This is a genomic window from Novacetimonas hansenii (assembly GCF_014843995.1).
GTDB lineage: Bacteria > Pseudomonadota > Alphaproteobacteria > Acetobacterales > Acetobacteraceae > Novacetimonas > Novacetimonas hansenii.
The window spans coordinates 846,619-867,274 of record NZ_CP062147.1 but is presented as its reverse complement, the minus strand read 5'-3'; the positions used below and the strand labels follow the sequence as shown (position 1 = coordinate 867,274).

The window sequence follows — 20,656 nt, the reverse complement described above, 5'->3', positions numbered from 1 at the left end:
CCGATGACCGATTCCCTGTCCCTGTTGCAACTCTATGTGGAATGGGGCGCGGACGAAGCGCTGTCCCCTGTTCCCGTGGACCGGCTGGCCCAGCCCCAGGCCAAGCCACCCCCCCCCATACAGCGTGCGCGGGATGAGGAACATCACTTTTCACGCTCCCCCCCCTCCGCCCCCGCTGTCCGGCCATCACGCCCTGCCCCGCCGCCATCGGCGGCGACCACCGCCGAACTGGCCGCAGCCGACGCGCGCGATCGCGCCGCGCGCGCCACCACGGTGGAGGAACTGCACATCGCCATGGCGACGTTCGGGCAATGCGCCCTGCGTGATACCGCGACCCATACCGTCACCCCACAGGGCAGGCCCGGCGCGCATGTCATGGTGGTGGGCGAGGCCCCCGACGCGGACGAGGACCGCGGCGGCATGGCGTTCTGTGGGGAAACAGGAAAGCTGACAGACCGGATGTTCGGCTCCATCGGGTTGTCGCGCGATGACCTGTTCCTGGCCCCGGTCATCGCATGGCGGCCACCGGGGGGGCGTCCCCCCTCGGCCATGGAGCTGAAGTCATGCCTGCCATTCCTGCAACGCCTGATTGTGCTGGCGCGGCCACGCCGTCTGATCCTGATGGGCAATATCCCCGTCGCGCTGCTGACGGGGGAGCGCATAACGGCGGCGCGGGCACGCGGGCGATGGCGCGATATCACCGTGCCTGAAAACCTGTCCGCCACAGGCAACAATTCGGCGGTTCCCCACGTTATCCCCGCGCTTCCGATGCGCCATGCACAGCAGTTGCGCGCCAGTCCGACAGCACGTCGCGACGCATGGAAAGACATGCTGGAGTTACGCAAAACGTTACAGGAGGACGGTTACAATCATGACGCGTAATCATGATATATTAACAGAACGCAATCCATTAACAGCAGGTATATCAACCTGCATTTCATCGCATGTTTTCAAGGATATATTTCGGGTTCCATAACTGTTGTGAAATCTTATTGATAAGCACCCGACGTAATTGGGTTGCTTTCTTGGGCGCAAGGCCCTAAACCCCGCGGGCCATGCGAGGGATAAATCATACCCCCCCCACCGCGGTAACCGCTTTTCTGGCGGGTGCCGCATTCCTGGCAGGAGCAGCCTTCGCGCCGCTTCGTGCCCAATCGGTGGACCCCAGGGCGCTGGATCCGGATGGATCAGCCCATAGCGGCCACAACGAGGAAACAGCGCTTGCGCTCCCACGCTTCCCAACCAGGGGCGGGGGCAGTGTCAGCCTGCCACGCCTGCTTGCGCCTGATGATGCGGCGCGTATCCGCAAGGTTTTCGCCCTGCAGCGCGAAGGCCGCTTCGACGCCGCCATCAGCCAGACCGCCGGTATCCATGACGACCTGCTGCTTGGCGACCTGCTGGCCGCGCGTTATCTGAACCCTGCCTATCACCCCACCACGGGGCAGTTGCGCATGTGGCTGCGGACGTTTTCCTCCCTGTCGGATTCCCCGGCCATCTATGGCCTGCTGGCGGCACAGACGCCGCGCGGGGCAACACTGCCCCCCGCACCGCCCAACATCGCACTGGGCAGCATGCACACACCCGCGCATGTCCACCTGCCAGAGGAGGACGACCCCTCCTTGCGGGTATTCACGCGCAACAGCCTGCTGGACCATACGGTGCGCGAACGTGCGTCACAGGGCGTCAAGGGTGCGCGCAGCGCCCTGCACCTGATCCAGATCACGCCCGGCCTGAACGACCTGTATGCGGCCCATCTGCGGACCGAGGTCGCGATGACCCTGTTCAGCGCGGGTGAAAACCGCCTGGCGCTGAGCATCGCGCGCGAAGCGTTCGAAACCTCTTCGGGGCGGCTCGGGCTGGCCGGATATGTCGCGGGGCTTGCCGCATGGCGGCAGGGACGCCCTGACGAGGCGGAACCCCTGTTCGAGGCGGCGTCACGCGCACCCCTGACACCGGGCAGCATCCGTGCAGGCGCAGCCTTCTGGGCCGCGCGGTCGCACCGGGCAGTGGGTGATGTCGCGGCATATGAACCGTGGCTGCACCGCGCCGCCGCCGCCCCACACACATTCTATGGCCTGCTCGCCAGTCAGGCGCTGGGCCTGCACCATGCCCCCCCCACCCGCCATGGCGGCCCGATCGGCGATGCGGCGTCCATGACACTGGCCGATGACCGGCAGGCCCTGCATGCAGGCACACCGGTTCTGGGTGAAATCGACGTGGAAGCCGTCGCCGCGACCCCCGCAGGACGCAGGGCCTTCGCCCTTGCACAGGTGGGCGAGAACGCACGCGCCGAAGCCACCCTGCGCCGCCTGTGGCCCGATGTACAGAACGACGCCGCCCTGTGCCGCTCGCTCCAGCTTGTGGCGGACGCCATGGGCATGAAGGAACTGGCCTCACAGATGGCGCTGCTGATCCAGTCGCAGGATGGGGACCAGTCGGCCCACCAGACACGCTTTCCCCTGCCGCCGCTGCATCCAGACCACGGGTTCCGCATGGACCCGGCGCTGGTTTATGCGCTGACGCGGCTGGAATCGAATTTTGACGCCAACGCGGTTTCCGGCTCCGGGGCGCACGGGCTGATGCAGGTGATGCCGGTGACGGCGGGCTTTGTCACCCACAGCACGGGCACGGATAACGCCACACGGGCGGCCGGACTACATGATCCGGGGCATAACCTGGAGATCGGGCAGCTTTACGTCCTGTACCTGGCGCAGCTTTCGACCCAGCATCCGGGACCACATGCCCCGCCGGGGGGGGACCTGATCCGCATGCTTGCCAGTTACAATGCAGGACCATCCGCCATCGCCCGCCGCGCCGCCAATGGCACGGACGAAGCCGATGATCCGCTGCTGTATATCGAGCAGCTTCCCAACAACGAAACCCGCGACTATGTGCGTCGCGCCTTTACCTATCTGTGGATCTATGCCGACCGGCTCGGCCTGCCTTCTCCCTCCCTTGAAACGCTGGCCCGCAATGAATGGCCCGCCTTCAGCGCCGAACAGGGCCTTACCGGCCGGGGATCGCATACGATCCACTAACGCTGCCTGGAACACCCCGCGGCTGGGGACTGATAAAAGCTTCTGGATGGCGCCTGCTTTCGGGTCGGCGCCATCTCTTTGCAAAGCCCTTTGAAAAAGCTGCACCAAAAGCTTTTATTATTCCGCGCCATACCAGCCTATCCAGAGTGTCCTGCCCCCGATCAGGGTGGCGGGATACTCTTTGCAGGAGCGTGTTTGAAAACAACCCATTGATAAAAAACACGAAAAGTTTCTGGGGACCGCCTTTCGATCGAAAAAGGCGGCGTCTTCTGAAGCTTTTGGGGAAAAGCTTCACCAAAAACCTTTATGATTTCAGGGTGCTATCGCGCCTGACTTTTCAAACACTCTCTGAACGGGGCCATCGAATAATGGCATTCCCGATGCGTCGCCTTCTTTTCCAAAGGATGGCGCATTGAGTGGATGCGATGCGGGAAAAGCATCACCCGGATTTTGCGTTGCTGTCGCGACGTTGCGGGATTGGGGTGCCGGGCCTGCCTTAATTTTCCGCCAGCACCTGACGGCTGGCGCGGACACGCACCACGCGCCGCCCCTCCATCTCCAGCACCTCGAACAGCCAGCCTGAAAACACGACCTTGTCCCCCCCGGCGGGCACACGCCGCAACAGGGCAAGGATCAGGCCGCCAAGTGTATGGTAGCTGCCCTCTGCCGGAAGGTCGGACAGGTCCAGCCTGTGCTTGACCTCATCGGCGGGCATCGACCCATCAAGCACCAGCACATTGTCATGGGCAATCCGCTGTGGCGGGGTACTGCCGGGTTCGTGCTGCTCCCCCACGATGGCGCCAAACAGGTCAGAGGATGTCACGATCCCCTCGAACGAACCATATTCATCCAGCACCAGCGCAAGCCCAAGCGGCGATGACCGCATCCGGTCCAGCATGTCGAATGCCGACAGCGTATCCGGCACGGAAATGGGACGTCGCAAGCCAGCCTCGACCGACGGGCTTTTACCATCAAGGAAGCGGTCCAGCATGTCCTTGGCAAGGATGACACCCACCGGGTTGTCCACACCACCATCACAGACAACAATGCGCGAATAGGTGGTGGAGCGCAGGATACGCAGCAGCTCTGCACGTGGGACATGCCGTTCGATCCAGCACAGTTCCGTGCGTGGCGTCATGATCGCACGGACCGGCCGGTCCGCCATGCGCAACAGGCGCTCGATCATGTCGCGCTCCTCCTGCTCCAGCACACCGGCCTGCGCACCTTCGGCGATATAGGCGCGCAGTTCCTCTTCCGTCAGGGCCGTGCCGGCGTTCGCACTGACACGCATCAGACGCAGCACCAGTCCCGATGCCCGCCCCAGCAGCCAGACCACCGGCCGCGATATCCATGCCAGCCCTTCCAGCGGCAGCGCAAGGCGGGTGGCGATCTGTTCCGGCTGGCGCAGGGCGATCTGCTTTGGCACCAGTTCCCCGCCCACCAACATGATGGCGGTGATGCTGCTGACGACCACGGTCATTGAAATTTCGCTGGCGAATGGGGCAAGCCGCGGGAAATGCAGCAGCCAGTGCGTCATCCGTGCCTCGATACTGGTGCCGCCGAACGTGCCCTCCAGAATCGAGACAAGGGTCATCCCGACCTGCACCGTCGGCAGGAACCCCTGCGGGTCATTCGCCAGCTTCAGGGCACGGTCGGCCCCCTTGACCCCGGCCTTTGACATGACCGCAAGGCGTGCGCGCCGTGCGGAAATCAGCGCCAGTTCCCCCATCGCAAAGACACCGTTGAGGAGGACAAGGCAGAATATGATAATCAGGGAGACAAGCATGATGCCGCGATCCTAGAGCATATCGCGCGCGACGATGACACCCGAAATTACGCATATGCCCAACCCGGACCGCAACAGTCCCGATTCGCAGGGCATGCCATCAGGGAGTGGATACAGAAATGGCGGGGACATGCCCCGCCATTTCCGGTACCTTATATCCTGTCCATGCCCGCATGGGGCGTGGAATCAGTCTGCGGCGGCGGCCGTTTCCGGCTGCGCGGATACCTTGTTCACGCGCGGCGGGGCGGCAGGCTTCTTACGGGCCGCCAGCTCTTCCATCTTTGCATCGACATGCTGCGTAAAGACGTATTCCGCCGGACGCTGGTTCGCCAGCGAGATTTCCGGCACCATCGGCTTTTCGGTTTCCGGCCCGAACAGCGCGACCTTGGCGATGTGCCACGGACGACGCACCGCATCCATCACCGCCGTCGATTCGTAGCCCGAATGGACCATGCAGTCGGCGCACTTTTCATAGTTGCCGGTGCCGTACGAATCCCAGTTGGTGTCGGCCATCAGCTCTTCAAAGCTCTTGGCGTAACCTTCACCCAGCAGGTAGCACGGGCGCTGCCAGCCAAAGACGTTGCGCAGCGGCTTGCCCCACGGGGTGCAGTGATACTGCTCGTTCCCGGCAAGGAAGTTCAGGAACAGAGGCGACTGCGTAAAGCGCCACTTCTTGCCCTTGCCCAGGCGGAAGATGTCGCGGAAAAGCTGCTTCGTCTTCTGGCGGTTCAGGAAGTGTTCCTGATCCGGCGCACGCTCATACGCATAACCCGGCGCGGTCATGATGCCGTCCACGCCCATCGCCATCACTTCATCAAAGAAGGTGGCGACGCGCTTGGGATCGGCGCCATCGAACAGAGTGCAGTTGATGGACACCCGGAAACCGCGTGCTTTCGCCTTCTTGATCGCCGCGACGGCACGTTCGTACACGCCTTCCTGACAGACGGAGGCATCATGCATCGCCGGGTCGCCATCAAGATGCACGTCCCATGAGAAGAAGGGGCTGGGCTCGTAATCGTCGAGCTTCTTTTCCAGCAGCAGCGCATTGGTGCAGAGATAGACGTATTTCTTGCGCGCGATCAGTTGCCGGATGATTTCCGGCATTTCCTTGTGCAACAGCGGTTCGCCACCGGCGACGGCGATGACGGGGGCGCCCGCCTCCGTATCCGCATCAAGGCATTCCTGCACGGTCATGCGCTGGTTCAGGATCTGCGCGGGGTAGTCAATCTTGCCGCAGCCCGCGCATGCAAGGTTGCACCGGAACAACGGTTCGAGCATCAGCACAAGCGGATAGCGCTGGCGGCGCGTCAGATGCTGTTTGACGACGTAGGCGCCCACCCGGACGGCCTGCATAATAGGAACGGCCATGAAACCTCTGCTCCTGCACCGGCGGCGTAACGCCGGTCTTGATTCCAAATCATGTAGTCCAGACTATGGACACGTCCGATCGCAAGAAAACAACCCCGATAACTGTCAGCCGTGCATCAAGAACATGGCGAGGTTGCGGAGTTGTTACGACACATGAACACTTTGGCGACTGTATAGGACGAAAAACATCCTGTATTCAATTGCAATCATGTACGGTGTGGCGAATTCACCACACATGCCGATTTAGTATTTATCCACTCTTGCCATAACGTGCGCAAGGCGCGAACACCTTGCGGTCGTCATGAATGACCATGACCATGCCGCAAGATACCCGATCGCCACCACCGCCCCCAGATCCCGGCGGCGCATGGTGCCGGGCATAAGGCGGCCGACCAAGAAACCGGTTCAGGGTCTGACCCGTTTCCCCGGACAGACCCCGACAAAACATAAATGGACGCGACCATCATGGACCAGCCGAAGGCAGCCCCCCAGCACGACGCCCCCCCGTCTGCGGTCTCCCCTGCGGCCTCCCCTACGGCGTCCGTGGGTGCCGCACCAACGTCCCCCGACACCGACCCACAGGTTCCCCCCCAATCGGACACCCGGTCGGGCACCCAGGCGGACACCCGGTCTGACGCATGGGGATCGATCCCGACGCTGGGCCGTTTTGCGCAGCTTGACCGTGTGCGTTACCCGCATGACATGCGCAACCTTTCGGTGGAGCAGCTCAGGGCGCTTGCGGACGAACTGCGTGCGGAGACGATCGACACGGTGTCAACCACCAGCGGGCACCTTGGCGCGTCGCTTGGGGTTGTGGAACTGACGGTTGCGCTGCATGCCGTGTTCGACACGCCCGATGACCGCGTGATCTGGGATGTCGGCCACCAGACCTATCCGCACAAGATCCTGACCGGGCGGCGCGACCGCATCCGCACCCTGCGCCAGCCGGGCGGCCTGTCGGGCTTCACCCGCCGCAGCGAAAGCGAATATGACCCGTTCGGCGCGGCGCATTCCTCCACCTCCATTTCCGCCGGGCTGGGCATGGCGGTGGCGCACCACCTGCGCGCCGAACACGACCCGTCCTATCGCGAACGCAACGTCATCGCGGTGATCGGCGATGGCTCCATCTCCGCAGGCATGGCGTATGAGGCGATGAACAACGCCTCGCACTGCGGGCCTGGCGCGGAACGGCTGATCGTCATCCTCAACGACAACGAAATGTCGATCGCCCCCCCCGTCGGCGCGATGTCGAGCTACCTGTCGCGGCTGATGTCCTCGCGCAAGTTCCTCAGCCTGCGTGACCTTGCCGCCAAGATGGCAAGGCGCCTGCCCGACCGGCTGGAGCGCACGGCGAAGAAGGCCGACGAATATGCGCGCGGCATCATCACCGGCGGCACCCTGTTCGAGGAACTCGGCTTCTACTATGTCGGCCCGGTCGATGGGCATGACATGACGCAGCTGGTCCAGATCCTGCGCAACCTGCGCGACGCGGATGACCTGGGTCCCGTGCTGCTGCATGTCATCACCGAAAAGGGCCGCGGCTATACCCCGGCCGAATCGGCGGGTGACAAATACCATGCCGTCGCCAAGTTCAATGTCGTCACGGGCGAGCAGAAGAAAGGCCCCGCCGGGCCGCCGTCCTATACATCCGTCTTCTCACGCGAGCTGCTGCGGGTTGCGGAAGCGGACGACCGGATCGTGGCGATCACGGCGGCGATGCCCTCGGGCACGGGACTGGACAAGTTCGCCAAGGCCTTCCCGGAGCGGTTCTTTGACGTCGGCATCGCCGAACAGCATGCCGTGACCTTTGCCGCCGGCCTTGCGACCGAGGGGATGCGCCCGTTCTGCGCGATCTATTCCACCTTCCTGCAGCGCGCCTATGACCAGGTGATGCATGACGTGGTGCTGCAGAACCTGCCGGTGCGTTTCGCCATCGACCGCGCGGGCCTGGTCGGCGCCGATGGCGCGACGCATGCGGGCGCGTTCGACCTGAACTATCTCGGCTGCCTGCCGGGCATCACCATCATGGCGCCGAGCGACGAGCTCGAACTGCTCAACATGACCACCACATCGGCGGCGTTCGACGAAGGGCCGATCGCGCTCCGCTACCCGCGTGGCGGGGGGCTTGGCCTCGACCTGCCGGCGGTGGGACAGGTGATGGAAATCGGGCGCGGGCGCATCGTGCGCGAGATGACGCGCCAGTCCGGGCCGGAACGTGGCGGGATCGCGATCCTGTCGCTTGGCCCGCGCCTGGCCGAGGCGCTGAAGGCCGCCGACATGCTGGCCGCCCACGGGCTTGCCCCCACGGTGGCCGATGCGCGCTTCGTCAAGCCGCTCGACACCGCCCTGATCGAGCAGCTTGCCCGCAACCATGCCGTGCTGATCACCGTCGAAGAAGGCGCACCAGGGGGCTTTGGAGCCTTCGTCATGATGCACCTCGCCAGAACCGGGCTGCTCGACCGTGTCCGGTTCCGGCCCATGGCCCTGCCTGACCGCTTCATCGACCATAACACCCAGACCGCCCAATATCACGAGGCCGGCCTCGATGCGCAGGCGATCACCAATACCGCGCTGGAAGCGCTGGGTGTCGGAATCAGCATGACCCAGCCCTTGCTAAAGACGGCAATCGGACCGAAATCATGATCATTATGAAACATGTCCTGAAAACAACGTCCCTGGCGCTGTGCGCCGGGCTGGTGGCAGCGTCGGCGCTCCCGGCCCTGCCCTCCTTCATTCCTTCGGCGCATGCGGCCGCGGCCGCATCCGACCCGCAGGCCCCCATCAAGGCGCTTTATGCCGAGCTGACCCGCATCGAGGCCAAGAACAGCGGCACGTTCGACCAGCGTGCGCAGGAACTCGGCCCGGTCATCGACCGCGTCTATGACCTGGAGGCGATCCTGTCTTCCTCCATCGGTCCGCACTACGCCACGCTGTCGCCTGACCAGAAGCAGGTGCTGCTGTCCACGTTCCGCCAGTTCACGATCGCCCGCAACCTTTCCAGCTTCAAGCCCGGCACTGACGCCCGTTTCACCATCAATCCCGCGATACGTGACGCGCCGGTGGGCGGAAACAAGATTGTCGATACCCAGATCGGGTCATCGGACGACCCGTCGGGCACCGCCGTCAATTACGTCATGCACATGAATGGCGCCAAGGGATATCAGGTGGTTGACGTCCTGCTGAATGGCAATATCAGCCAGGTCGGCATGCAGCATTCCGATTTCCGTTCCGCCCTGTCCGGCGGCAATGTGCAAAACCTGATCGATCTGTTACAGAAGAAGATCAAGGTCTTTTCGGAAGGATGATCCGCCCTTCGGGTTACGGACCGGATTACCGATGTTATATCATGCACGCGCGACCCAGCCGGAAAGATGATGTCTGTTCTTAACGCCCTTGTCTCACCATCCGGTCTGGCTGCGGCTGTCGCGGTGGCCGGGTGCGTACAGGCGACGCTAGGCACTTTTCTGGTCTCACGCTTCCGCGTGCAGGAAAAACGCGCCGACCAGGCCGTACCCTTGCCCCCGGTGACGGTGCTCAAGCCCCTGCATGGCGATGAACCCCTGCTTGAAGAAGCGCTGGAAAGCTTCTGCACGCAGGATTATCCCGCAATGCAGATCATCTTTGGCGTTCAGGCCGAAGATGACGCCGCCATTCCCATCGTGCGGCGCCTGTGCGAACGCCATCCCGCGCTGGATATCGAACTGGTCATCGACCCGACCTTTCACGGGATCAACCGCAAGATCGGGAACCTGATCAACATGATGGCGCGCGCGCGTCACGACGTGCTGGTCATTTCCGATTCGGATATCCATGTGGCGCCCGATTACCTGCGCCACGTGGTTGGCGCGCTGGTTCCCGCCAATGTCGGGCTGGTGACAACGCTTTACGCGGGGCTGCCGGCGTCGCCCACGCTGCCACGGTTGCTGGCGGCGGGGCAGATCAACCATAATTTCCTGCCCGGCGTCATGCTGTCTCGCTATCTCGGGCGGCAGGACTGCCTTGGCGCGACGATGGCGCTGCGGCGGTCGATGCTTCAGGCCATCGGCGGGCTGGAAGCGCTGGTTCCGCATGTCGCCGATGATGCGATGCTGGGCCGGTATGTGCGCGAACAGGGCAAGGACATCGCCATTGCCGCGTGCATGACATGGACCACCGTGGGGGAACGTTCCCTGCGCGAAGTACTGGCCCACGAACTTCGCTGGGGTCGGACGGTCAAGACGCTGGAACCGCTGGGTTATGCCGCGTCGGCCATCCAGCTTCCGCTGTTCTGGGCCACGATGGCGGTCGTGCTGGCACCGCATGCGACATGGACATGGATGTTCTTTATGTCCATATGGGGCGTTCGCGCCGTCTGTGCGTTTGTCATGGACCGCGCATTGGCACAACGCAGCCTTGTTCCGCTGTTCCTGCTGCCGCTGCGCGACTGGCTGTCGGCTGGCATCATGGTCGGCAGCGTGACAGGCACGCGCGTGGCATGGCGCGGACAGACTATGCATATTTCGCCACATTCCGCTATGACACCCCGATCACAACCTGCTTCCCCCGGCGACTGACCACGCCGGGGGCCGGACAGGCCGAACCAAACCAGTCAAGGCAACTGCGGTCGCGCGGGGGAGTGAGCCCCTTTCAGACCCGAGGATTCGCGTAACATGATGAAGACCCTGTTTCTCCAGCCGCCTTCCTTCGACGGATTCGATGGCGGGGCCGGCTCCCGTTATCAGGCAAAGCGGGAAATCAAGTCGTTCTGGTATCCGACATGGCTGGCGCAGCCTGCCGCCATGGTCGAAGGCAGCCGCCTGATCGACGCCCCCCCGGCCCGCATGGGCATGGAACCGATCCTTGAGGATGTGCGTAACCGCGACCTTGTCATCATGCACACCTCCACCCCGTCCTTCGCGTCTGACGTGCGGGTGGCGCAGATGCTCAAGGACGCGAATCCGGCGGTCAAGATCGGCATGGTCGGCGCAAAGGTTGCCGTGCAGCCGGAAGAAAGCCTGCTGAACGCGCCGCCGGTCGATTTCGTGGCACGCAACGAATTCGACTACACCATCAAGGAAATCGCCGAAGGCCGCGACTGGAAGGATGTCGATGGCATCACCTGGCGCGACCCGGATGGCAAGATCATCTCCAACCGCGACCGTGCGATGATCGAGGACATGGACAGCCTGCCGTTCGTGACCGAAGTGTACAAGCGCGACCTGAAGATCGAAGATTACTTCATCGGCTATCTGATGCACCCCTACATCTCGATCTATACCGGTCGTGGGTGCAAGTCGCGCTGCACGTTCTGCCTGTGGCCGCAGACGGTTGGCGGCCATCATTACCGCACCCGCAGCCCCGAACATGTGGCCGCTGAAATCCGCCTGGCGAAGCAGTATTTCCCGCAGGTGAAGGAATTCTTCTTCGACGACGACACCTTCACCGACGACCTGCCCCGTGCAGAGGCGATTGCCAAGGAACTTGGCAAGCTGGGTGTGACGTGGTCGTGCAATGCAAAGGCGAACGTCCCGCGCAAGACGCTTGAAGTGCTCAAGGCCAATGGCCTGCGCCTCCTGCTTGTCGGGTATGAGAGCGGCAACCAGCAGATCCTTCACAACATCAAGAAGGGCATGCGGGTCGAAGTCGCGCGTGAGTTCACCAAGAACTGCCACGAACTTGGCATCAAGATCCATGGCACCTTCATCCTCGGCCTGCCGGGCGAAACGAAGGAAACCATCCAGGAAACCATCAAGTTCGCGACCGAGATCAACCCGCACACATTGCAGGTTTCCCTGGCGGCCCCCTATCCCGGCACGTTCCTGCACAAGCAGGCGACCGAGAATGGCTGGCTTGATGCAAGCAACGCGGAACTGATTGATGAAAACGGCGTGCAGATCGCACCGCTGCATTATCCGCACCTGTCGCACACCGAAATCTTCAACAGTGTCGAGGATTTCTACCGGAAGTTCTATTTCCGCGCGCCCAAGATCGCCTCGATCCTGAACGAGATGGTCCGCAGCCCGCAGATGATGAAGCGTCGCCTGCGCGAAGGCGTCGAATTCTTCCAGTTCCTGCGCGAACGTCGCGCGGCCTGATCGCCATCAGGCCATTCCATGCGCCGGAACCCACAGGTTCCGGCGTTTTTTCTGATATCGTTACATCCGGTTCCCTGCTGTCATGAAACGCGTCATCATATCCGCCGATGATTTCGGCCTGTCGGAAGAGGTGAATGAAGCCATCGAGATCGCGCATCGCGATGGCCTGCTATCCACCGCAAGCCTGATGGTCGCCGGTCCCGCGGCAGAAGATGCGATCCGGCGCGCCAGACGCCTGCCGGACCTGCGCGTGGGGTTGCACCTTGTCGCGATCGAGGGACCGGCCACCCTGCCGCCTGCGGATATTCCGCTGCTGGTGCCACAGGATGGTCAGTTCCCGTCCGATCAGTTGAAGCTGGGTGTGGAATATTTTTTCCGTCCCGCCGTGCGCCGCGAACTCGCCGCCGAGATCGAGGCCCAGTTCCGCGCCTTTGCCCTTACGGGGCTGGCGCTGGACCATGCCAACGCGCACAAGCACATGCACCTGCATCCCACGGTCGGGCGTTACCTGATCGAAAGCGGCCTGCGCCATGGCCTGCGGGCGGTGCGCGTGCCGCTGGAGCCGCCACAGCCGCTGTTCGCGGCGGGTACCTATGCCGATACACTTGGCGATGCGGCGTTGCGGCGCTGGACGCGCCTGTTGCGGCATCAGGCCCACAAGGCGGGGCTGGTGACAAATGACTGGTGCTTTGGCCTGGCATGGAGCGGCCACATGACGACCGAACGTGTCTCCGCGCTGGCTGCGCACCTGCCTGACGGGCTGTCGGAAATCTATTTCCATCCCGCCACGGCAAAAAACAGGCTGCTTGAACGCCTGATGCCGACCTATGAACATGTGGCGGAATTCGAAACGCTGTGCAGTCCCGGCCTGCGTGCGGGGCTGCGCCATGCGGGGGCAACCCCGACCACATGGACCGATATCGCACGCGCGCGATAGGGTCTTCAGAGCGGCCCCACCAAAGGGCGCGGCCCTTTGGAAACCATTATTTTAGTAAGAGACTGTTTGAAAAAGTCAGTCTGGATAACATACTGAAATTATAAAGGTTTTTGGTGAAGCTTTTTTCAAAAAGCTTCGAAAGACGCTGCCTTTTTGAAAAAAGGCAGCACCCAAAAACTTTTCTTGTTTTTTATCAACTGCTTGTTTTCAAACACAGATCAAGGGGCAGGGAGCAGGCCCCCTGCCGGGGATAGGTAATCTCCGGGGCCGCGCAGGGATGGCGCCGCCCCATTCCCCATGTCAGGCCGCTGGCCTTCAGGCGAGGCTGGCCTTCACCCATTCCTTAAGCTGCGTCTTGGGGGCCGCACCGACCTTGTCCGCGACGACCTTGCCATCCTTGAAGATCAGCATGGTCGGAATTCCGCGCACGCCATAGGTGTTGGGGGTATCAGGGTTTTCGTCGATATTGACCTTGACCACCTTGAGCTGCCCCTTGAACTCCGCGCCGATTTCCTCCAGCGCCGGTGCGACCATCTTGCACGGTCCGCACCATTCGGCCCAGAAATCAACCAGCACGGGTTCGCTGGATTCCAGCACCTGTTTCTGGAATTCGGCGTCTTTTACGGCGACGGTGTTCTCGCTCATTATCTCACTCCTTTTCGTCGCGGCATGGGCCACGACATGATCGGTATCACCGACATGGCGACCCTTGGGCGCGGGGTCAAGACATCACTGCGCTGCAATCCGTGCTGGCGCATTGGCCGCAACCAGCGCATCGGGCAGGACACTGACACGCACACCCTCGGTCCAGACAAGGATGCATGTCACGCGCCGCCCCGGATACAACATGCATAACAACGCACGGTACGACGCCATCTGCCGCAGATACAGCACCGGCGTATCCTCAACACGGGCGGGGGGCTGGCGGTTGGTCTTGAAATCACACAGCAGCACTTCATCATCGGTCACGGCCATGCGATCGACCTGCCCCACCACCACCGTATCACCCACCACACCGGCCAATGGCTGCTCCGCACGGCTGTTGGATGCGAACAGGGGCACCATCGCGGGGGTTTCCATCACCGCCATCACCTGATCGGCGATCCGTGCGCAATCGGCCGTGGACAGGCCACTGCCCCGGCGTGACAGCCAGCGCCGCGCCACCTGCGCACGTTCGGCAGGCACACAGTCGGGCAGGTACTGCAACAGCGCATGCACCATCTGCCCGCGTCGCAATGCATTCATCCGGCGCGTCCCCGCACTCTGCCCCCCCATACCAGCGCGCGCGATCTCCAACGGGGAACGCACGGCGGGCTGCGGCCCAAGGGCCACGTCATCGGGGCGACTTGGCGCCAGCGGGCGCGCCAGCGGTCCTTCCACCACAGGCGGGACGGGAATCCAGTCGGGGGCAGTCCCCATCCAGTGGGGCGGGGGAGCATCGGGACGCGACACGGGCGGTGACGGCGGTGCGGCGGAACGCGGGGCATATGCCTCCTCGATCACCAGCACATCACCGGGCCAGCCCAGCGCGAACGGCTCCGCCCGGGCGTCCTGGGCCACGAACGCCTGGCGGCACAAATCGTACCAGCTATTTTCGGGCACTCCACGGCGTGGCTCCCACCCGCAGACCACCAGACGCTCGCTCGCCCGGGTCAGGGCGACATACAGCAGGCGGTTATATTCCTCCGCCGCGGCAAGCTTCAGCCGGTCCTGAAGCGCCTGCGTCACACCGGTGCCCAGTTCGCGCCGTGGCACCCACAGCGGCAGGTCAAGGCCGCTTTGAGCGTCATGCACCCATAAAAGACCGCTGTCGAAACGCGGCGTGCCCACCGTGTCGGGCAGGATGACAAGACGCGCCTGCAACCCCTTGGCCCCATGCGCGGTCATGACGCGCACCATGTCGGCGGCGGCATCGGGCTCGTGTTTGACCGTCTCCTCCGACGCGTGAAGCCAGTGCAGGAACCCCTGCAACGAAACGGCATGCGCCTCCTCGAAACGCAGGGCGGCGGAGAGCAGTTCATCCACCGGTTCCACCGCCTCCGGCCCCAGCCGCGCCAGCAGCCGCGCGCGACCACCCAGCGGGCCGAGCGCCTCCGACAGCAGGGCATAGGGGGAGGCATAGTCCACCTTGCCAAACAGGGTATCGAGCATCCGCCACGCCGCCGCCCATTCGGGACGTTCCCCATGCCGCGCGCGCAGCACCGCCCATAACGGCCGCCCCTGCCGCGCGGTGGACAGGTGCATCAGGCTGTCATCATCCAACCCGCCCAACGGCGATGTCAGGACACAGGCCAGCGTCAGGTCATCCTGCGGCAACAGCAGCGCGGCACACAGCGCCATGAGGTCACGCACCGCAAGCTGGTCCGTCAGCACCGTGCGCACCAGCGTCGCCACCGGCACATCCTGTGTCTTCAACGCGCGGATCAACGCGCGGGCAAAGGCCGACCGGCGCGGCACGAGGATCAGTACGTCACCGGGCGCAAGCGGCGCCTGCCCCGGCGCGGGCGCACGACGCAGTTCCCCTGCGATCCAGGCCGCAAGCGTATCGGCAAGCTGCTGCTGCGCCGTGGATTGTCCCGCGTTGCGGGTGGGCGCATCCCACGGGTCGGCCTGCGTCGCGTCATCGCCCCCAGGCGTAATGGGCCACAATTCGACACGCCCCCCGCCACCGGGACGCGCGGTGACATGGGCGGGGATGCCGCTGTCGGGTTCGGCCACGCCACGCGCGGCGGCGGGAATGGAAAACACCCGGTCCACCAGCGCCAGCACCGGCGTAGTGGACCGAAACGACACCGTCAGCGCCGGTTCACGCCAACGCGCCTGTGCATTGCGCGCCTTGCGACGGAAATGTTCGCGCCAGCGGCGAAAGGCCTCCGGGTCCGCGCCCTGAAAGGAATAGATCGACTGTTTGTAATCCCCCACGGCAAAGACCGTGCGCGGCAGGCCATCATGTTCGCGCGTGCCCTCCCCGGCAAAGAACTCCGCCGTCAGGCCACCGGCGATGGCCCACTGTTCGGGGGAGGTGTCCTGCACCTCGTCCAGCAGCAGATGGTCGATCCCGCCATCGAGCTTGTACAGAACCCACGCCGCCCCCGGATCACGCAGCAGTTCGAGCGTACGCTCGATCAGGTCATCATAATCGACCAGGCCCTGCCCCGTCTTGCGCGTGGCATATCCCTCCAGCACCGGAACCGCGACCGACAGCAACGCGCGGCTGAGGTCACGGACCATGATCGCACGCAACTGCGCCTCCACGTCGAGGACGCGCTGCGCCTCCGCCATCAGGGCATCGCCGATTTCGGGATATTTCTTATCCAGCGTCGCGTTGACCCCGCCACGCTTGCGCGGTTCGCCGTCCTGCTTCACCAACGCCTGGCGCCAGTCGTCCCAGCACGCCACGCGCCCGTTCGTATCCTGCCCCAGCCACGCCAGCATGCCCGCCGCTGTCACGCGCACCTTGGGCGACCCATCCTGTGCAACCCTGCGCAGGCCATCACGCAGGGCGTCCTCGGCAGGAATGTCGGTGCAGGCGTCACGCATGATGGCGGCCGCATCATCCCCCTGCACGCCCAGCACCCGGCGCAACGCCGCGTCCACCCCCGCCGGGTCGGTGCGCCAGCGTTGGGCGACGGCGCGGAACGCACGCAACTGTCCCTGCAACCGCGTGACCAGCGTGGTGAAATCACCGATCCCGACCTGCCCCGCCAGGGCGGCGATGGCGGGACCACCGCGTCCGACCACGTCCTCCACCGCGCCACGCAGCGCAAGGCGCGCGTCGGTTTCCTCCACCAGGGTGAAATGCGGGCTGATCGCCGCCTCCACCGGGAAACGCCGCAGCAACGACTGACAGAAGGCGTGGATGGTGCCGATCCGCATGCCGCCGGGCAGGTCCAGCACACGGGCAAACAGTTCGCGCGCCACCTGCCGGGTCCGGGGTTCTGGCGGGACGAACAGGTCACGCAGTTCCGTGTCGAGTGCCGCATCAGGCAGCGTCACCCACCGGCCAAGCCGGTTCTGCAGGCGGATGGCCATTTCCGCTGCGGCCGCCTTGGTAAAGGTCAGGCACAGGATGCGCGACGGGTCAGACCCCGGCACCAGCACGGCCTGTCCGTGCGCGTCATGGGTCGGGCGCGGCAGCATCAGGCGCAGCAGCCGGTCGATCAGCAGCTTTGTCTTGCCACTCCCGGCGGAGGCGGAGACAAAGACCGAAGCCTGCGGGTCGGATGCCTGCGCCTGACTTTCATTCGCCAGCGCGATGGCGTCGGGCATCGTGGCCCCGGGCATCGTGACATCAGGCATTGTGACATCAGGCGTCGGCGTGGCGGATGGGGGTATCGTCATGCCATGTCCTCCTCACGCGCGGCACTCCATTCCGCAACACGCGCAAGATGGGCGTAATCGGCAAAGCGCGGCTCCTCCCCCGGATGGGGATGCGACAGATAGGGCATGTGCGGATTATCGTAATCCGCCACCCGTTTATACAGCCCGGCACGACATTTCGCGATCAGGTCGGACAGTTCCTCCCCCCGTGCGATATCGAGCACCCGCGCCGGCACATGCCCGCCCGTCAGCCGCCAGTACACCAGTTCCGTCACCCGTCCCGCCACCGTGGGGGCAAAGCCGCCCGCCTCGATCATCGCCGCCTCCAGCACAAGCTGCGACTGCCATCCTGCAAGCACACTTGCACGTGTGGGCAGGGTGCCGGTCTTGTAATCAAACAGGCTCAGCCCCCCTTCGCCGTCACGGTCGATCCGGTCGGCACGGCCACGCAGCACGAACGTGCCAAAGGAAAAGCCCGACAGCTCCATCTTCCCCGACAGTTCGGTCATGACCGAACATGACGCACCACCGGCGCGACGGGCTTCCTCCGTCATGGCGCACCAGCGCGCGATACGGCCAAGGCGTGGCGCCCACCATGCCGCCAGCGCCGGGCGCAGGCGCGCATCATGCAACACCTGTTCGAACACCCGCGCCATCTCCTCCTCCCCATCGCGGGGCCAATGGTCGGGATAGCGCGTGAACCACCGGTCCAGCGCCTCATGCACGATTTCCCCGTAATCGGCGGCGTCGGCCATTTCCTCCAGCCCCGCAAGGGGCTTCAGCCCAAGGATGCGCCGTGCATAGATGGCATACGGGTCGCGCATCCATATCTCGATTTCCGTCACGGACAGGCTGCGCGGACGCAGGGCGACAGGCGGGCATGGGCGTGGGGGGGCCACGGGGGCGGGCGCACCGGACGGACGGTCCAGACGTTCCAGCCATGACAGCGCCGGATGTGTCGCAAGTGCCTGCCCCCGCCCCGAAAGATAGGCGTCAAGCCGCACCAGCCACCGTGCGGCGACGGCGGGCGCGCCCTGCCTGCGGCCCGGCACCGACAGCACGACTTCAGGCGCGGCGCAGGCGCAGGCGATGAAATCGTGCGCCGCCTGCCCGATGGCGCATTCGGGCGACGGCAGGCAGATGCGCGTGCGCATAGGGCGGCTCATCCACGGTCCCGGATCGGTCGCGGGGGGCCAGACGGTTTCGACCAACCCGCCCAGGACGATGGTTCCCGCCGTCTGCAGCCGTGCCTCCAGCAGGCCCCAGATAAAGACACGCGGATGCACCGCCGCCTGTTCGCGCCCACGCAACGCACGGTGGCCATGCACCGTCACCCCCGCCAGCGATGACGCCAAAAGCCCGTCCAGCGCGCCAACCCGCTGCGCGGGCAGCACGTCGCACCATGTCAGCAGTTCCGCCAGATGCGCGCCCAGCGCGTTGCCTTCCTCCCCCGACCACAGGCGCGACGCGCCATCACCGCCGCCCTCGGTATCAGCGTGGGCATCGGTCGTGGCCAGTGCCTGCGCCACCTCCACCAGTGCGGATAGCAGGTCCACCACCTCCGCCATGCCGGACGCGCGCGACAGCAGCGGATCAAGCGCGCGTTCCAGCCGGTCGAGGAAGGCGGACAGTTCCTGCGGCGCGTCCGGCGCATCGGCCAGGGCGCCATGTTCGTCCTGCGTCGCGCGCGACAGGGCGGCGCGCAGGCCCGCAATACCCGGTGGCGGGGCAGGGCCGCGCAGGATCGCACGTTCCAGAAGCCGGGCCGACGCGCGGCAGTTCCCCGGCGAAAGCCCGCACGCCGCCAGCGGATGCTTGAGCAGGGACAACAACGCGACCGGCGACAGCCCGCCATCGACGGCCTGCACGATCAGGCGCAGGAACGTGGCCTGCGGCGTGGTTGCCAGCCCCTCGCCCGCGCTGTCATCGGCCACCACGCCCCAGCGCGCCAGTTCGGTTGCAACCCGTCCCGCCAGCGCGCGGTCCGGCGTAACCAGGGCGGCAGGCCGTCCGGGCTGTTCAATCGCCTGGCGCAGGATCAGGGCGATGGCGGCGGCTTCCTCCTGCTGGTCCGCCGTATGCAGCACCGACAGCCCGTCAAGCTGCGGCGCGGGCGCGGGGTCCAGCCATTGCCCCAGCGCCGATGCGGGCAGCAATGCATGCGACAGCAGCGCCGCGCGCCCCGGTGGCGCCCCGACCATGCCCCCGGCCATGCTCCCGGCCATACTCACGGCGGGCAGTTCGTCCCAGACCTCCAGCCCGTCGCGCCCCACCCCAAGGTCGGCCAACATGCGTGCGGTGCCCGCCTGTGGATGACCGGGCGGCAGGTCGGACCATGTGCGGGCGTCCATATCCATGTCCACCGGTGTCAGCACCAGCCGCCCGCCCGGCAGGTCCAGCACCGTGCGCAATACCGCCACGGTGGAGGGCACGGCATCCGAAAACCCTGCCGCCCATAACCGATGCCCGGCGGGCGGCGGACTTTCGCGCCAATGCGCCGCCTGCGCATGCAACAGCGCGACCTGGCGGGCGACGGGGTTCATCACGCCCTGCTCCTCCAGCCATGCGGGCCACACGCCGGTCACGATCGACAGGAATTTCAGCGTCAGGTGCCAGTGCTGCGCAAAATCGCCATCGGCGGCATCCGGCAGGCGTTCGCGCAGGTCGCATTCCGCCCATTCCGCCTCGTCCATCAGATCGGCAAGCGCGCGCGCCAGCGGCCATGCCTGATCGACCGTGCGCACATCGCCAAATGCTTCGCCCGCCTGCAACACCAGCCGCGTCAGCGTCGCAAGGCGGCGCATCGGTTCGACCGCGGGGGGCAGATCCAACGCCGCCTCCCCCGACAGGGCAAGCGCGGCCTCGTCCAGCGCCGCAATGGGCGCGATCCGTGGCAACAGCAGCGCACGGCCATCGGCCCGGCGCAAGAACGCCTCCGTCAGGGCACGCGCGGCGCGGCGGCTGGGCAACAGGATCAGGCCCGCGCCAGTGCGCTGCGGGTCGTCCCCCACCTCCGCCATCCAGCGCGCCGCAAGCTGATCGAGGAAGGGCACATGATGGGCGACCGTGACAATCCGGGCATTGGGCGCGCCGGGCGGGGCACCGTCGGCCGGAAACATGCAGGGCCGGGGCT

General features: G+C 64.8%; 13 protein-coding genes. 7 read left to right on the top strand and 6 right to left on the bottom strand.

The annotated features are described in order from the left end of the window. Positions 1-3: 3 nt before the first annotated feature. Both IFJ82_RS03705 and IFJ82_RS03700 read left to right on the top strand, forming a co-directional pair. Entirely contained in the window at positions 4-882 is an 879-nt protein-coding gene (locus IFJ82_RS03705) for a uracil-DNA glycosylase (RefSeq protein ID WP_003622016.1), read from the top strand. 173 nt (positions 883-1,055) lie between these two features. Then, complete coding sequence (locus IFJ82_RS03700) at positions 1,056-3,038, top strand: lytic transglycosylase domain-containing protein (RefSeq protein ID WP_003622015.1); 1,983 nt, start codon at positions 1,056-1,058, stop codon at positions 3,036-3,038. Between the two features lie 496 nt (positions 3,039-3,534). On the opposite strand, the gene IFJ82_RS03695 is transcribed toward IFJ82_RS03700, so the two are convergent. From IFJ82_RS03695 to IFJ82_RS03685, 3 genes are all read right to left on the bottom strand, one after another. After that, on the bottom strand, positions 3,535-4,824 hold the full coding sequence (locus tag IFJ82_RS03695; RefSeq protein ID WP_003622014.1) for a hemolysin family protein: 1,290 nt from the start codon (positions 4,822-4,824) through the stop codon (positions 3,535-3,537). A 186-nt stretch (positions 4,825-5,010) separates the two neighbouring features. Then, positions 5,011-6,192: an adenosyl-hopene transferase HpnH gene (gene hpnH / locus IFJ82_RS03690; RefSeq protein WP_048858969.1), complete on the bottom strand. Its 1,182-nt coding sequence runs from the start codon at positions 6,190-6,192 to the stop codon at positions 5,011-5,013. Positions 6,193-6,435: 243 nt separating this feature from the next. Next, positions 6,436-6,588 carry a hypothetical protein gene (locus tag IFJ82_RS03685; protein WP_192265643.1) on the bottom strand — a complete coding sequence of 51 codons (153 nt, stop codon included), beginning with the start codon at positions 6,586-6,588 and terminating at the stop codon, positions 6,436-6,438. A 306-nt stretch (positions 6,589-6,894) separates the two neighbouring features. Here IFJ82_RS03685 and dxs point away from each other — a divergent pair, with 306 nt between their 5' ends. The 5 genes from dxs to hpnK all read left to right on the top strand — a co-directional run bounded on the left by dxs (position 6,895) and on the right by hpnK (position 13,203). Next, on the top strand, positions 6,895-8,835 hold the full coding sequence (gene dxs / locus IFJ82_RS03680; protein ID WP_239026126.1) for a 1-deoxy-D-xylulose-5-phosphate synthase: 1,941 nt from the start codon (positions 6,895-6,897) through the stop codon (positions 8,833-8,835). Then, on the top strand, positions 8,832-9,497 hold the full coding sequence (locus IFJ82_RS03675) for an ABC transporter substrate-binding protein (protein WP_003622008.1): 666 nt from the start codon (positions 8,832-8,834) through the stop codon (positions 9,495-9,497). Before dxs ends, IFJ82_RS03675 begins: the two co-directional genes overlap by 4 nt. A gap of 69 nt (positions 9,498-9,566) precedes the next feature. Then, positions 9,567-10,745: a bacteriohopanetetrol glucosamine biosynthesis glycosyltransferase HpnI gene (gene hpnI / locus IFJ82_RS03670; RefSeq protein ID WP_040512900.1), complete on the top strand. Its 1,179-nt coding sequence runs from the start codon at positions 9,567-9,569 to the stop codon at positions 10,743-10,745. A 96-nt stretch (positions 10,746-10,841) separates the two neighbouring features. Then, positions 10,842-12,266, top strand: coding sequence for a hopanoid biosynthesis associated radical SAM protein HpnJ (gene hpnJ, locus IFJ82_RS03665; protein ID WP_003622006.1), 1,425 nt, complete (start codon positions 10,842-10,844; stop codon positions 12,264-12,266). Positions 12,267-12,348: 82 nt separating this feature from the next. Beyond that, positions 12,349-13,203: a hopanoid biosynthesis-associated protein HpnK gene (gene hpnK, locus IFJ82_RS03660; protein ID WP_003622005.1), complete on the top strand. Its 855-nt coding sequence runs from the start codon at positions 12,349-12,351 to the stop codon at positions 13,201-13,203. A gap of 315 nt (positions 13,204-13,518) precedes the next feature. Here hpnK and trxA read toward each other — a convergent pair whose 3' ends face one another. The 3 genes from trxA to addB form a co-directional block, all read right to left on the bottom strand. Further along, positions 13,519-13,848, bottom strand: a complete 330-nt coding sequence (gene trxA / locus IFJ82_RS03655; RefSeq protein ID WP_003622004.1) for a thioredoxin TrxA — start codon at positions 13,846-13,848, stop codon at positions 13,519-13,521. An 84-nt stretch (positions 13,849-13,932) separates the two neighbouring features. After that, positions 13,933-17,502, bottom strand: a complete 3,570-nt coding sequence (addA, locus tag IFJ82_RS03650; RefSeq protein WP_075625108.1) for a double-strand break repair helicase AddA — start codon at positions 17,500-17,502, stop codon at positions 13,933-13,935. A 38-nt stretch (positions 17,503-17,540) separates the two neighbouring features. Continuing rightward, positions 17,541-20,642: a double-strand break repair protein AddB gene (gene addB, locus IFJ82_RS03645; protein WP_192265639.1), complete on the bottom strand. Its 3,102-nt coding sequence runs from the start codon at positions 20,640-20,642 to the stop codon at positions 17,541-17,543. Between the last annotated feature and the right edge of the window lie 14 nt (positions 20,643-20,656).

Excerpts from the sequence above, each read along its gene's own strand:
- IFJ82_RS03705 (WP_003622016.1), top strand. The coding sequence starts at position 4 with ATGACCGATTCCCTGTCCCTGTTGCAACTCTATGTGGAATGGGGCGCG.
- IFJ82_RS03700 (WP_003622015.1), top strand. The coding sequence starts at position 1,056 with ATGCGAGGGATAAATCATACCCCCCCCACCGCGGTAACCGCTTTTCTG.
- IFJ82_RS03695 (WP_003622014.1), bottom strand. The coding sequence starts at position 4,824 with ATGCTTGTCTCCCTGATTATCATATTCTGCCTTGTCCTCCTCAACGGT.
- hpnH (WP_048858969.1), bottom strand. The coding sequence starts at position 6,192 with ATGGCCGTTCCTATTATGCAGGCCGTCCGGGTGGGCGCCTACGTCGTC.
- dxs (WP_239026126.1), top strand. The coding sequence starts at position 6,895 with ATGCGCAACCTTTCGGTGGAGCAGCTCAGGGCGCTTGCGGACGAACTG.
- IFJ82_RS03675 (WP_003622008.1), top strand. The coding sequence starts at position 8,832 with ATGATCATTATGAAACATGTCCTGAAAACAACGTCCCTGGCGCTGTGC.
- hpnI (WP_040512900.1), top strand. The coding sequence starts at position 9,567 with ATGTCTGTTCTTAACGCCCTTGTCTCACCATCCGGTCTGGCTGCGGCT.
- hpnJ (WP_003622006.1), top strand. The coding sequence starts at position 10,842 with ATGATGAAGACCCTGTTTCTCCAGCCGCCTTCCTTCGACGGATTCGAT.
- hpnK (WP_003622005.1), top strand. The coding sequence starts at position 12,349 with ATGAAACGCGTCATCATATCCGCCGATGATTTCGGCCTGTCGGAAGAG.
- trxA (WP_003622004.1), bottom strand. The coding sequence starts at position 13,848 with ATGAGCGAGAACACCGTCGCCGTAAAAGACGCCGAATTCCAGAAACAG.
- addA (WP_075625108.1), bottom strand. The coding sequence starts at position 17,502 with ATGCCTGATGTCACGATGCCCGGGGCCACGATGCCCGACGCCATCGCG.
- addB (WP_192265639.1), bottom strand. The coding sequence starts at position 20,642 with ATGTTTCCGGCCGACGGTGCCCCGCCCGGCGCGCCCAATGCCCGGATT.